This window comes from Proteus penneri, from assembly GCF_022369495.1.
Taxonomy (GTDB): domain Bacteria; phylum Pseudomonadota; class Gammaproteobacteria; order Enterobacterales; family Enterobacteriaceae; genus Proteus; species Proteus penneri.
Map to the genome: position 1 here is coordinate 840,538 of NZ_CP059690.1, position 14,786 is coordinate 855,323.

The following is a 14,786-nucleotide window of genomic DNA, read 5'->3' on the forward strand; positions in this document are numbered from 1 at the left end:
TAAATTTTATTACGACACTCTTTAACTGTGATTTAATGAAAATATTCATTAAGTGAAATTATTGGCAGATTAAGCATAAAATTAAGATAGAAAGAATAAAAAAACATAGCTTAGTCGTAACTAACGAGGGCATTTATGTATTTAGAAAGAGTGGAAATTGTTGGATTCCGTGGACTTAATCGTCTTTCATTACCTCTTGATATGAATACAGTCTTAGTGGGTGAAAATGCGTGGGGTAAAAGCTCATTACTTGATGCGTTAACACTCAGCTTGGGTATTGAAACCTATCAATATGCATTTACACCCGAGGATTTCCATCGTTTGCCGAATGAGTCGGAAGAAAACAGTAAAAAAAGTCTACAAATTATTCTGACATTTACTGAATCACGCCCTGGACGACATCGTTCTTATCGTTTCCATAAAATAGCGCCTGTATGGGTTGCAAATGGTGATGAACTAAAACATATCTATTACCGTATCAGCGCTGAATTAGATGAACAAAAGAATGTAAAAACATTTCGCTATTTTCTGGATAAAGAAGGAAAGCAAATTCGCTTACCTAATGGACAAACTCAAGAAATCATTGCAGAGATAGTTAGGCTTTATCCTGTTCTTCGCTTACAAGATGCGCGTTTTGTTCGTGATCTTGCCTCTGACGTTCTCGATCCTCATAATAATCCTCACCGAGAAGCGTTTAATAATAAAATGAGTGAGTTAACCAAAGCGTTAGTCAAAAATCCTGACGAGTTGTCAGATGATGATTTACGTGAAGGCCTCGATGCAATGCAACAACTGTTAGGGCACTATTTTGCAGATCACGGTTCGTTGTTGTTTAAATCTCGCCCTCGCCATCGCAAGGTTAACGAGCCTCATGTACGTGGTTGGCACGCTTTAGAAAATATTAATAAAGTGCTGGCCAAACCCAATCAAAGAAGTATTCGATTAATTATCTTGGGGATGTTCTCTTCTATCTTACAATCTCGTGGTAGTGCTGCGTTAGATCCTTATGCAAGGCCTATTGTAATTGTTGAAAATCCAGAAACGCGTTTACATCCTATTATGCTTTCGGTGGCTTGGGGATTACTCAATCTTTTCTCATTACAACGGATCACAACCACAAATTCAGGTGAATTATTGTCACTTGCACCATTAGAGAGCGTGTGTCGTTTAGTGCGTGATACCGATAAAGTTGCTGCTTATCGTGTTGGGGAGCAGCAACTACATTCTGATGAAGAGCGACGTATCTCCTTTCATATTCGTTATAACCGACCCTCTGCGTTATTTGCGCGTTGTTGGTTATTGGTTGAAGGCGAAACAGAGATTTGGTTAATGAACGAATTAGCAAGGCAATGTAATTATTTCTTTGAAGCAGAAGGAATAAAAGTCATTGAATTTGCTCAATGTGGACTTAAGCCATTATTAAAGTACGCAACCTATATGGGTATAGAATGGCATACCTTAGTGGATGGTGATGAAGCGGGTAAGAAATATGCCGCTACAGTTAAGGATTTTGCGTTAAAAAGCAATGACGCAGAGCGTGATAGATTAACGAAGCTCCCGGCATTAGATATGGAACACTTTTTATACAAAGAAGGCTTTCGTAATGTATATCATGATGTAGCCGGTGTGCCAGATAATGAAAAATGGCCGACTCGTCGAGTGATTATTAAAGCTATTCAACGTTCATCAAAGCCAGATCTTGCACTAACGGTGGCTAACAATGCAGCTCAACGCGGAATAGATTCCATCCCTTCCATACTAAAAAGTATGTTTTCTCGTGTTGCATGGCTTGCAAGAGGTAAGGCGAATTAGTTCGGATTCATTACACTTGTGTCAGTAAGATAAATTCACGAGATCTACACTTATTTTATTTAGCTATGAGAATAAAAGCTCATAGCTAAAGCGTTGTGTTATTTATTAGATCTTTATGTTTAAAAAGGAAAAAACATGGCTTTTTTATCTTTAAAAAAGCGAGGGAGAATACTCACCCTTATTTTAATTTTTGCAGCAATTGCGACATACTTTTTTTGGCCTAAAGAGAAGGCACCGATATATCAAACGCAACAGATCACACGAGGTGATTTGTCAAAAGAAGTGACCGCAACAGGGAAGCTTGATGCTGTGCGTAAAGTTGATGTGGGTGCGCAAGTCAGTGGTCAATTACAAACTTTGTTTGTGAAAGAAGGCGATGCGGTTAAAAAGGGGGACTTGTTAGCGATTATTGATCCTAAGAAAGCGCAAAATGACGTCACTGAATCGCAGGAAACCAACAATGAGCTTAGAGCAAACCTTCAGCAGGCACAGGCCGAATTACGTTTAGCGCAACTTACATATCAACGTCAATTAAAGCTGATTGGTACTCATGCTATTGCGCAAGATGAACTTGATCGCACTAAAACCGATGTTGAAGTAAAAAAAGCACGTATCATCACTTATCAAGCACAAATTAAAAAGAACCAAGCTACGTTAGATACAGCAAAAACGAATCTGCAATATACACGTATCACTGCGCCTATGGATGGCATAGTGACGTTTATTAAAACGCTTGAAGGCCAAACCGTCATTGCCGCACAAGAGGCCCCAACGATTTTAACCTTAGCCGATTTAGATACGATGCTGGTAAAAGCGGAAGTTTCTGAAGCGGATGTTATCTATTTAAAACCCGATCTTAGTGCCTCTTTTACAGTGTTAGGTGCACCAGATAAAGCCTTCAGTGGTAAGTTGAAAGATATTTTGCCGACCCCTGAAAAAATTAATGATGCTATTTTCTACTATGCTCGTTTTGAAGTACCTAATGAACAGCATTTATTACGGCTGCAAATGACTGCTCAAGTTAAAATTCTTATCGAAAATAAGAAAAATGTGCTTCTCGTTCCGCTTTCTGTGTTAGGTGATAATGTAGGCATTAATGAATATTATGTTGATGTATTGGTTAATGGTCAGCCAGAAAAACGCACAGTAAAAATAGGTATGCGTACTGATGTTTATGCCGAAGTTCTCAGCGGATTAAAAGAAAACGATGAGGTTATTCTGGGTGAAACTTCAGGAGAAGCATAATGCCGGCATTATTAGAACTCAATGAGGTTAGTCGCATATATAACAATGGTGAAGAAGAAACCGTTGTTCTCAATAAAATCTCATTAACGATTAATGCTGGCGAAATGGTGGCGATTATTGGCGCTTCTGGTTCCGGTAAATCAACTTTAATGAATATTTTAGGCTGTTTAGATAAACCCAATAGCGGTGAATATAAAGTTGCTGGCCAAAGTGTTGCGAAAATGGATGGCGATCAACTTGCTGCATTACGTCGTGAACATTTTGGTTTTATCTTCCAGCGCTATCATTTAATGTCTCATTTAAGTGCAGAACAGAATGTTGAAATTCCAGCCATCTATGCAGATAAAAATGCCACTCAACGTAAAGAAAGAGCACGTGAATTATTAACTCGTTTAGGATTAGGTGAGCGTATTGATTATCGACCTAATCAACTTTCTGGTGGCCAGCAACAACGTGTAAGTATTGCGAGAGCGTTGATGAATGGTGGCGAGGTCATTCTTGCTGATGAGCCTACTGGTGCATTAGACAGTCATTCTGGTAAAGAAGTAATGGCTATTTTGAAGCAATTAAATGAACAAGGGCATACAGTTATTATCGTAACGCATGATCCTTTAATTGCGGCACAAGCTGAAAGAATTATAGAAATAAAAGATGGTGAAATCATTAATGATAACTGCCATCAAATAACAGTAAATAAAGTTAAAAAAGAGACAACAGCTGTTTTACCATCTCCTTATTTCGGGCAAATATTCGGGCGTTTTACACAAGCATTAGATATGGCCTGGCGTGCCATGGTTGTGAATAAAGTACGCACTTTGCTAACGATGCTCGGCATTATTATTGGCATAGCCTCTGTCGTCACGATTATTGTCATTGGTGATGCAGCTAAAAGCATGGTGCTGGCTGATATAAAAGCGATTGGTTCTAATACGATTGATATCTATCCCGGGAAAGATTTCGGGAGCGACTCACCAGAAGATAGGCAATCATTAACGCTACAAGATGTTTTTGCTTTAAAACAGCAATCTTATGTGCAAGCGGTTACACCACAAGTGCAATTTAGTACGCGATTACGTCGTGGAAACCAAGATTCGCCAGCATCTGTTGCGGGAGTTAGTGATGATTATTTCACTGTGTATGCGATGACGTTTTCACAAGGTCGCTCATTTACACCTGATATGATCCAGCGACAAGCCCAAGTTGTTGTTATTGATGAAAATACCCGTCAGCGATTCTTTCCTCATAAAAAAGAGGTTATTGGTGAGCAAATCATTATTCGTAATATTCCCTCTACGATTGTTGGTGTCATTGCTGAGAAAAAATCGGCTTTTGGCAATGGACAGTCATTACGTGTTTGGGTGCCTTACAGTACTCTAAATAGCCGCATTTTGAATCGAAGTTATCTTGATAGTATTACAGTAAGGGCAATTGAAGGTTATGATGCCAGCGTTGCAGAACAACAAATTCTCCGTTTATTAACGATTAGGCATGGTAAAAAAGATATTTTCACTTATAACCTTGATAGTTTTATTAAGGCTGCTGAAAGTACCACTCAAACAATGCAACTGTTTCTCACTTTAGTGGCTGTTATTTCATTGGTCGTGGGGGGGATTGGTGTAATGAATATTATGCTGGTTTCAGTGACTGAAAGAACGCGAGAAATTGGTATTAGAATGGCGGTTGGTGCCAGAGCTAGTGATGTGATGCAACAATTCCTTATAGAATCTGTATTGGTTTGTCTAGTAGGCGGATTACTGGGAATAGGCCTGTCATTTGGTATTGTCATGATTGCAAGTGCTATGTTGCCTGATTGGCATTTCGTCTTTCAGCCCATTGCATTAGTGAGTGCTTTTATTTGTTCGACTGCTATTGGAATTATTTTTGGATTTTTACCTGCAAGAAATGCAGCAAAAATGAATCCAATAGATGCCCTTGCGAGAGAATAACTCAAACCATAAGATAAAAGCCCTTAAAATATAAAGGGCTTTTATTTGAATGAATTAGGTATTCTGTTTAACTAAAAATACCCAACTATTATGAGTAAAAGGTATTTTTTATTGGGTTTATCTATACTGTAAATTATCTTCTATTCGACAATAGGAATGATAAGGTCAGCATGGTCACCTTTAGGCCCTTTTATCGTGCTATAATTAACTTTCTGCCCCGCTTTAAGTGTGCGGTAGCCTTCCATTCTAATTGTTGAATAGTGGGCAAAAATATCCTCGCCACCTTTTTCAGGGGTAATGAAACCAAAGCCCTTAGCGTTATTGAACCACTTTACTGTACCTGTCTCCATACTTAGCTTCTCTCATATACTTGTATTTATTTGTTTAACATCACTTTCAGTATATTTACTGAGCTGTTCATAAAACATACTCTATTTTATTGTTTCAGTCGTCAAGAGGTGGAAGGGATAGAAAGTGTTTCGATAAGGCGAAATTTTGATGTAGCTAACGCTTTGTAATTTTTTGAATGCAAAAAGAAGGAATAAAAAAGCGTTGATAGGCAGACTTTCCTGTGAGATGGTAAACTAAATGTCATAATTGAAAATGACGTTTAACAAAACTATGAGTAATGCAAAACAATGGGTCAGTTTGATTTTTTAACAGAAACCACGTTAGGGGAAGATGTTCATCAGAAAAATGAGCCACCATCCATGTATAAGGTGATCTTGAATAATGATGATTACACCCCCATGGATTTTGTTGTAGAAGTGCTTACGATGTATTTTTTCCTTAGCGAGGAAAAAGCAACGCAAATTATGTTGGACGTTCATCATAAAGGGAAAGGAGTTTGTGGGGTTTATAGTGCGGATATTGCCGAAACAAAAGTGGCTCAAGTTAATCTGTATGCGAGAGAAAATGAATACCCACTTTTGTGCACTCTTGAACAGGCATGATCCGGTTAGTTTTTTAAGGAGGAGGTGCTTATGCTTAATCACGAATTAGAGCTGAGTCTTAATGTTGCATTCGCGAAAGCCCGTGATAACAGACACGAATTTATGACTGTAGAGCACCTGTTGTTGGCGCTATTAAGTAATAAATCGGCACGCGAAGCATTGGAAGCTTGTAAAGTCGATCTGTCAGTCTTACGCGAAGAACTTGAAGTTTTTATTCGTAAAACAACCCCTATTTTGCCTGAAAATGTAGACAGAGAAACACAGCCAACGCTGAGTTTTCAGCGTGTATTACAGCGTGCTGTTTTTCATGTTCAATCATCAGGTAAAAATGAAGTCTCTGGTGCTAATGTGCTGGTGGCTATTTTTAGTGAACAAGAATCTCACGCAGCTTACTTATTACGTAAACATGACGTTAGTCGCCTTGATGTCGTGAATTTTATTTCTCATGGTATTGCAAAAGAAGATCAACAAAACGAAGATCTTTCTGACATGAATGATATGAACGCACAATCTCAGCAAGAGATGCCTCAAGGTGACGATCATATGGATAATTTTACTACTAACCTTAATCAGTTAGCGCGCCAAGGTAAAATAGATCCTCTGATTGGGCGTCAAGCTGAATTAGAACGAACTATTCAAGTATTATGTCGTCGTCGAAAAAATAACCCGCTATTAGTGGGCGAATCAGGCGTCGGTAAAACGGCAATTGCAGAAGGGCTTGCATGGCGTATTGAGCAAGATGATGTTCCTGACGTTATGAAGGGCTACACTATTTACTCACTAGATATTGGTTCGCTATTAGCGGGAACCAAATATCGTGGTGATTTCGAAAAACGCTTTAAAGCGTTACTGAAAACCCTCGAAAAAGATGAAAAAAGCATCTTATTTATTGATGAGATCCACACCATTATTGGTGCAGGAGCAGCATCGGGGGGACAAGTTGATGCGGCAAACTTAATTAAGCCATTGTTATCTGGTGGTCGGATTCGCGTTATAGGTTCTACGACTTATCAAGAATTTAGTAATATTTTTGAAAAAGACAGAGCGCTTGCGCGTCGTTTCCAAAAAATTGATGTCACTGAGCCATCTCCAGATGAGACGGTTTTGATCATTAAAGGATTGCGCCAGAAATACGAAGCGCACCATGAAGTCCGTTATACTAATAAAGCGATTCAGGCAGCAGTGGACTTATCGGTTAAATATATCACTGATAGGCATCTACCAGATAAAGCCATTGACGTTATTGATGAAGCGGGTGCGAAAACACGTTTAATTGCGCCAAGTAAACGCAAAAAAACGATCAATGTTTCTGATATTGAATCAGTCGTTGCTAAAATTGCACGTATTCCTGAAAAAACAGTTTCTAGTAGTGATAAATCAATACTGAAAAATCTTGATAACCAATTAAAAATGTTGGTATTCGGTCAAGATCCTGCAATTCATGCATTAACTGAAGCCATTAAAATGAGTCGAGCAGGCTTAGGTCAAGATAACAAACCAGTAGGTTCATTCTTATTTGCTGGCCCAACTGGGGTAGGTAAAACAGAAGTTACTGTACAATTAGCGAAAGCGTTGAATGTAAAACTACTACGCTTTGATATGTCAGAATATATGGAAAGACATACGGTAAGTCGTTTAATTGGTGCGCCTCCTGGTTATGTTGGTTTTGATCAAGGTGGATTATTAACAGACGCCGTTATTAAAAATCCATATTCCGTTGTGTTACTTGATGAAATTGAAAAAGCACATCCTGATGTATTCAATATCCTGTTACAAGTCATGGATAACGGTACATTAACGGATAACAATGGTCGTAAAGCCGATTTTCGTAATGTCATTTTAGTGATGACAACCAATGCCGGTGTGCGTGAAACGCAACGTAAATCGATTGGGTTTACAGAGCAAGATAACAGCACTGATGCGATGGTCGAAATCAAAAAAGCGTTCTCACCAGAGTTTCGTAACCGTTTAGATAGTATTATTTGGTTTAATGCATTATCACCAGAAATTATCTCTATGGTAGTGGATAAATTTATTGTCGAGCTACAAGTGCAGCTAGATGATAAGGGGGTATCGCTAGAAGTTAGTCAAGAAGCTCGTCAATGGTTGTGCGATAAAGGCTATGATAAAGCGATGGGCGCAAGGCCAATGGCGCGAGTTATTCAAGACAACTTGAAAAAACCATTAGCTAATGAGATTTTATTTGGTTCTCTTGTCAATGGTGGTTCAGTTTCTGTGACATTAGATAAGTTGGCAGGCAAATTGAATTATGAGTTTGTTAGCCAAGAGAAACTGGCCAAGAATGAAGACACCGTTATCTAACGATAGCGGTTAATCTTACTAAGCTATAAAAACATACACCACAGGTGAGCATCAATAAATGCCTTGCCTGTGGTGTTTTTTTCACCCGTTATATGACAATAGCGGGAGAGAACAGATTGGGATCAACGGCTACGGAAGATGATACGGCCTTTGCTCAGGTCATATGGGGTCAGCTCAACGGTAACCTTGTCGCCTGTCAGGATACGAATATAGTTTTTACGCATTTTTCCTGAGATATGAGCGGTAACGACGTGTCCGTTTTCTAATTCTACGCGGAACATCGTGTTTGGCAGAGTATCCAGTACAGTGCCTTGCATTTCAATGTTGTCTTCTTTGGCCATCTAATCCTCTAAGTTTTAATAACCATATTTTTTAAACGGCAAGATAATGCCGAAAATATTGTCCTATGTAAAGGAATGTTATTGGATAGCAATGGTGTTCACCTTGCTATTGCACTTAACATCCTTACCGCAACTTGCGTTTTACTTTGTGAAATAAAAAGTAATAACAGAAGTCGTAATTCTTTGTTTTGTGGTATTTGTAGCAATAAAATAGCAACACCCTAACCACATAATGGGTGTGCAAGATAAAATTTTTGTATAAACCTTTTTGCATAAATAACAGAATGATCTTCTCGATTCTGTCTTAAATTAAGAAGGGCTTTACAAAAACAAGCAGTGATTATAATTCCAACGATTGCTGATACCAACACTTTTTATCAATAATCACTTTTTTCCAGCGCGATAATGCATCTAAATAATGGTCACGCGAGATCTCACTGGCGCCTAACGAGGCAGTATGAGAGTTTAGCACCTGACAATCAAATAGTTGACCCCCATAACGAAGAAAATGGTTATAAAAAGCAATAAAGGCACATTTAGAAGCATTATCTCTGCGACTAAACATCGATTCACCACAAAAAACCGCACCGATATTGACTCCGTATAATCCACCTACGAGTTTATCACCTTCCCATACTTCAACAGAATGTGCTTCACCTTGATGATACAACGCTTCATAACCTTCTTTAATATCAGGACCTATCCATGTACCTTCATCACGAATAGAACAGGCCTCTATCACTGAAGCAAAGGCATGATTTAGCGTTATTCTATACGGATGATGACGAATAAATTTACGTAAACTGCGCCCAATATGCAAATCACCTGCTGGTAAAACAGCCCTGGGATCAGGTGACCACCATAATGGCTCTTCGTAGGGAAAATACCAAGGGAAGATCCCTGATTGATATGCAACACGTAATCGAGAAGGGGAGATTTCTCCCCCTATCGCTAATAATCCATTAGGCTCTTTTAATGCTAAATGAGGCTCTGGAAAATCCAAATCACTATCATCTAATTGAAACAACGGCATATTATGCCTCGTGAGTCGGAGTTAATAGTGCTTGTCTTTGATGAAATTTAGCATAATGCCCCTGTTGCTGTAACAACGAAGCATGGGTGCCTGTTTCAACGATTTTTCCGCCATCCATAACGCAGATTTTATCCATTTTATCTAAACCGTGAAGTCTGTGAGTGATCATTAATACGGCTTTACCTTGGCAATGCTGATGCAAGAGTGCGAGGATCTGCTGTTCTGTATCGGCATCAAGGCCTTCTGTTGGCTCATCAAGCAATACAAGAGGTGCATTGTGGAGTAGCGCTCTTGCAAGTCCTAAACGCCGCTGTTCGCCGCCAGAAAGCTGTCTACCGCCATCACCCATCCATGCGTTTAAGCCTTCATCATTTTCAAGTAGTTGCCCAAGACCAACTTGCTGAAGAACATCTTTAAGCTCTTCATCTGTTGCCTGTTCTTTTGCCATCAATAGATTTTCTCTTAATGTGTGACTAAAGACATGAACGCGTTGAGGGACAACTGACATCATTGAACGTAATGTCGCTTCATCATACTCAGCAATAGGTAAGTTATTTAAGCTGATAGTACCGTGAGTCGGATCAAAAGCGCGGTTGATTAATTGCAATAGTGTTGATTTACCACAACCTGTTTTTCCTAACAGTGCAATGTGTTGTCCTGCTTCAATCGTTAAATCAACGTGATTGATAACTTGCATTGGTTGGGTGGGATAAGTAAAGCAAATATTGTACATTGTCAGTGTAGCGCGATCGTCTGTTTCTCCCCCTTTTTCAGGAAAAGTGACATCAGGTTTTTGCTCAATTAAATGAGAAATACGTGTTGCTGACGTCATTACTTGTCCTAAATGCTGGAAAGCGACAGTAACAGGGGCTAAAGATTCAAATGCTGCTAATGCGCAGAATGTAAATAAGGCAATTAACGCTTCTGGCATAAAATTATTGTCGATACCCCCTGCCGCCAACCATAGAATTAATGTTGCTGTTAGGCCTGATGCAAGGATCATTAGTGCTTGTGATAAGCCAGTTAAGTTTGCCTGTTGTGCTTGTCTACGTAGCCATTTGGCTTCAAGTTGTGCCAAATTTTGTCTAAAACGAGGTAATGCGCCAAAAACAGTTAATTCAGCTTGTCCTTGCAACATGCTAGTTAATACTGTGCGATATTGGCCTCGTAAATCGGTGAGATCACGTCCAATTGGTTTACCTGCATAATAGAATATGAAAGGCAAAACAATCAGCAAGGTAAGCATAATACCACCTAGCGTATTGGCTAGGCGTGCATCGATAAACCCAAGACCAAACATAATTGTCATAATGACGACAAAAGCGGCAATAATAGGGGAAATAACGCGAATATAAAGGTGATCTAGCGTTTCAACATCAGCAACTAAGCGGTTAAGTAACTCACCTTGACGAAAACGTGCAATTCCACCTGGTGAAAGAGGGAGGATCTTTTTAAAGGTGAATACACGCAGGTGTGACAATACGCGAAACGTTGCATCATGGCTAACAAGTCTTTCAAAATAACGGCCCGCTGTACGAAAAATTGCAGCACCTCGCACACCTGCGGCGGGTAGCATATAGTTAAAACTATAAATCCCTGCAAAGCCCGCAAGAGATGTTCCTGCTAAAAACCAACCTGACAGTGTTAAAAGACCAATGCTCGCCAGTAAAGTTAAGATAGCAAGAACAATACCTAGCAATAACATAAACCAGTGGCGACGATAGAGTGCGAGAAAAGGAAGCAATACTTTCATAAATTAAAGTTCCTCTTTACGATGAGCAAGAAGACGAGCAAAAGTGCCATTCTGTTGGCTTAATGATGCATAAGTGCCCGTTTCAATAATTTGACCTTTTTCCATCACCCAAATTTGGTCGTAATCCAAAGTCTCTTCGAGTAGATGAGTAATAAGCAAGGTTGTTTGATTTAATGAGGCGTTATTAAGCGCATACATCACGCGTTGTTCACTATGAGAATCAAGGCTTGCTGCTGGTTCATCTAATAACAAAAATTGACAAGGTGACAACAAAGCACGAGCAACAGCAATACGCTGAGCTTGGCCAACGGAAAGGCGAGCAGCACTATCACCAATAATCGTATTTAAGCCGTCGGGTAACTCATCAATAAAATCGCTGACATACGCTTTTTCAATAGCAATATTGATTTGTTCATCGCTGGCATTAGGATTGCTTAAGCGAATATTATCTAGCAAGGTTTGTTCTGGTAAATTTGGATTTTGTCCCACCCAACTTAAACATTGACGCCATGCTTCAGGCGAGAGTTGCGTCAATTCAACACCATTTACTTTTAATGAGCCACGATAAGGTAAAAAACCGAGTAGCGCATTTAATAACGAACTTTTGCCCGCACCACTTAGACCCACAATCGCAATTCGTTGATTAGGGTTAATGGTAAAGTTTAATGGTCCCGCAAGTTTGACTCCTTGATGAGATAGAATTTCTAGATCATGAGCGATTATCTCAATACTTTCTGTTGTATTGATTCGCTCATTGCCTGTGAATTGTGGTTTTTCACCGTCGGTCTCTAAAAACTCAACCAGAGACTCTGCTGCACCTACTGCTTGTGCTTTTGCATGATAATAAGTGCCTAAATCTCGTAAAGGTTGAAAAAATTCAGGAGCAAGGATCAGCGCTAAGAAACCTGAAAAGAGGGTAACACCCAAACCATAACTACCAAAATTAAGTTCACCCAAGTAAGAAAACCCGAAATAAACAGCAACCACAGCAATAGAAACAGCAGTAAAAAATTCCAATACGCCAGAAGAAAGGAACGCCATTCTTAGCACTTCCATCGTGCGTTTACGGAAGTCTTCTGTTGCTTCTGTAATTTGTTTTACTTCGGCATTACCACGGTTAAATAACCGCAAGGTATCTAACCCTCTTAATCTATCGAGGAAGTTACCACTTAAGCGGCCTAATGCGAGAAAGTTTCTACGGTTAGCATCTGCCGCACCTAATCCAACTAATGCCATAAATAGTGGGATCAGTGGTGCGGTAAAAAAGAGAATTAATCCGGCAACCCAGTTAACTGGGAAGAGGGTGATAAGGATAAGAATAGGTACAATCGTTGCGAGATACATCTGTGGAAGATAACGTGCATAGTAATCTTGCATATCTTCTATTTGCTCTAGAATAATTGTAGCCCAGCTCCCCGCGGGTTTACCTTTAACCCAAACGGGACCAAGTTCTTCAAGTCGATCAAGAACGATTTTACGAATTTGTTGCCTGACCGCCATACCACAGCGATAACCTACACGCTCTCGTATCGCCATAATGATGGCACGTAAGATAAAAATGCCAATAAGAGTGAGAAAGGTAGGTATATGCGTATCACGGCTCAGACTGTCCATGATAAACGCTTGAAGTAAAACAGCTAATAACCATGCTTGGGCAATAATTAATAAACCGCTTACAACACCTAGGATCATTGATAGCCGTAGCCATCGACGGGCTGGAGCACTTTGCTGTTTCAGCCATCGAACCAATTCATTTTGTTTAGTTTTATCCATAAGAAAAGATTCAAATCTGCAGGTGAGATACAAAGTATCAGAAAGGCCAAAGTAAGTAGTTATACGCTTTGGCAACCAGGCTAGTATGTTACATGGTAAAAGGCGCTACTGAAATAGCGCCTTGAAAGGAAGTGATGATTTTAGTTGGATTTTTGTGCGTCTAAGTAACGTTCTGCATCTAAAGCAGCCATACAGCCTGTGCCTGCAGAGGTAATTGCTTGACGATAAATGTGATCCATTACGTCACCTGCTGCGAACACCCCTTCAATAGAGGTTTGTGTTGCATTACCTTGAGTACCTGATTGTACTTTGATGTAACCATTGTCTAATTCTAATTGACCATCAAAAATAGCAGTATTAGGGCTATGTCCAATAGCGATAAAGACACCCATAACATCTAATTCTTCGGTTTTATCGCTCTTAGTATCTTTTAAGCGAACTTTCGTTACACCCATTTCATCGCCAAGAACTTCGTCTAAGGTACGATCAGTATGCAAAATAATATTGCCATTGTTTACTTTGTCCATTAGACGGTTAATTAAGATTTTTTCAGAACGGAAAGAGTCACGGCGATGGATCAGATGAACTTCAGATGCAATATTAGCTAAATACAGAGCTTCTTCTACTGCGGTGTTACCGCCACCAACAACAGCGACTTTCTGGTTACGATAGAAAAATCCGTCACAGGTTGCACAAGCAGAAACGCCTCGGCCTTTAAATGATTCTTCTGAAGGTAAACCGATATAACGTGCAGAAGCACCTGTTGCGATAATTAATGCATCACAAGTGTATTCTTGTTCATCACCAAATAGGCGAAATGGACGGTTTTTCAGATCGACTTTATTAATATGGTCAGAGATAATCTCTGTATTAAATTTTTCGGCGTGCTGAAACATGCGGTCCATTAATCCAGGACCTGTTAGCCCTTCTGGGTCACCGGGCCAGTTTTCGACTTCTGTTGTCGTTGTCAGTTGGCCACCTTTTTCAACACCCGTAATCAGTACTGGTTCTAAGTTTGCTCTTGCAGCATAAACGGCGGCGGTATAACCCGCAGGGCCAGAACCTAAAATAATAAGTTTGCTATGTTTGATGGTGCTCATGTATACCTCATCTCTGATTAGGCGTGATGCGAATTGAGGGATTGTAGGAGAAATAAGACGTTAAAAAAAGCTAATGACGAGAAATAGACATAATATTTTAGCTATTTTAGCAATAGTTAATACTAATATAGTTTAATAATTATAGAGTTATATTACGCTAACATCATCGAATTAACATGAAACATTTTGCTTTACAATTGATGTTTATCTTGCGTATATAGAGAATAAACATAGCGCCTTGTTCTGATTTTTACTCATTTACTTTGACAATCCGCTGTACATTTGCGAAAACATGATTGTTAAAGACAATTATCCTCGGATGTTATACGTATTATTTTTTAGACAGACAGGGTATGGGATAGTTACTTTGTGATATTTGCTAATGAGTATTTGGATAAAATAGAATTTTTATCTGGCATTAAAAGAAAATAGATTGGTAGTTTGCTCTGACCGTTTGATACCGAAGTTTCGACATTGATGCTGAAGGTGTACAGGTATGGGTATAGGA

Annotated in this window: 11 protein-coding genes; 5 read left to right on the forward strand and 6 right to left on the reverse strand. The window is 39.4% G+C overall.

What is annotated here, in order from left to right:
- Window positions 1-135 precede the first annotated feature (135 nt).
- The 3 genes from H1225_RS03685 (at window position 136) to macB (ending at window position 5,003) form a co-directional block, all read left to right on the forward strand.
- Window positions 136-1,812 carry an ATP-dependent nuclease gene (locus H1225_RS03685; RefSeq protein ID WP_239739463.1) on the forward strand — a complete coding sequence of 559 codons (1,677 nt, stop codon included), beginning with the start codon at window positions 136-138 and terminating at the stop codon, window positions 1,810-1,812.
- A gap of 135 nt (window positions 1,813-1,947) precedes the next feature.
- A complete protein-coding gene (macA, locus tag H1225_RS03690) occupies window positions 1,948-3,057 on the forward strand; it encodes a macrolide transporter subunit MacA (RefSeq protein WP_072062823.1) in 1,110 nt (369 codons plus the stop codon).
- A complete protein-coding gene (gene macB / locus H1225_RS03695; protein WP_239739465.1) occupies window positions 3,057-5,003 on the forward strand; it encodes a macrolide ABC transporter ATP-binding protein/permease MacB in 1,947 nt (648 codons plus the stop codon). The genes macA and macB overlap by 1 nt, the downstream gene beginning before the upstream one ends.
- Window positions 5,004-5,143: 140 nt before the next feature.
- Here the strand turns inward: macB and cspD are convergent, their stop codons facing one another.
- Entirely contained in the window at window positions 5,144-5,353 is a 210-nt protein-coding gene (cspD, locus tag H1225_RS03700; protein WP_006537462.1) for a cold shock domain-containing protein CspD, read from the reverse strand.
- Window positions 5,354-5,641: 288 nt separating this feature from the next.
- On the opposite strand from cspD, the gene clpS reads away from it, so the two are divergent.
- Window positions 5,642-5,956, forward strand: coding sequence for an ATP-dependent Clp protease adapter ClpS (clpS, locus tag H1225_RS03705; RefSeq protein WP_072062819.1), 315 nt, complete (start codon window positions 5,642-5,644; stop codon window positions 5,954-5,956).
- A gap of 30 nt (window positions 5,957-5,986) precedes the next feature.
- Entirely contained in the window at window positions 5,987-8,278 is a 2,292-nt protein-coding gene (gene clpA / locus H1225_RS03710) for an ATP-dependent Clp protease ATP-binding subunit ClpA (protein ID WP_161671401.1), read from the forward strand.
- A gap of 122 nt (window positions 8,279-8,400) precedes the next feature.
- On the opposite strand, the gene infA is transcribed toward clpA, so the two are convergent.
- The 5 genes from infA to trxB all read right to left on the reverse strand — a co-directional run bounded on the left by infA (window position 8,401) and on the right by trxB (window position 14,278).
- Complete coding sequence (infA, locus tag H1225_RS03715) at window positions 8,401-8,619, reverse strand: translation initiation factor IF-1 (protein ID WP_004244560.1); 219 nt, start codon at window positions 8,617-8,619, stop codon at window positions 8,401-8,403.
- Window positions 8,620-8,959: 340 nt separating this feature from the next.
- Complete coding sequence (gene aat, locus H1225_RS03720) at window positions 8,960-9,652, reverse strand: leucyl/phenylalanyl-tRNA--protein transferase (protein WP_072062817.1); 693 nt, start codon at window positions 9,650-9,652, stop codon at window positions 8,960-8,962.
- 1 nt (window position 9,653) lies between these two features.
- On the reverse strand, window positions 9,654-11,405 hold the full coding sequence (gene cydC / locus H1225_RS03725) for a heme ABC transporter ATP-binding protein/permease CydC (protein WP_239739467.1): 1,752 nt from the start codon (window positions 11,403-11,405) through the stop codon (window positions 9,654-9,656).
- A gap of 3 nt (window positions 11,406-11,408) precedes the next feature.
- Window positions 11,409-13,178: a heme ABC transporter permease/ATP-binding protein CydD gene (gene cydD / locus H1225_RS03730; RefSeq protein WP_109400823.1), complete on the reverse strand. Its 1,770-nt coding sequence runs from the start codon at window positions 13,176-13,178 to the stop codon at window positions 11,409-11,411.
- A gap of 140 nt (window positions 13,179-13,318) precedes the next feature.
- Window positions 13,319-14,278: a thioredoxin-disulfide reductase gene (gene trxB / locus H1225_RS03735; RefSeq protein ID WP_072062814.1), complete on the reverse strand. Its 960-nt coding sequence runs from the start codon at window positions 14,276-14,278 to the stop codon at window positions 13,319-13,321.
- Window positions 14,279-14,786: the final 508 nt, after the last annotated feature.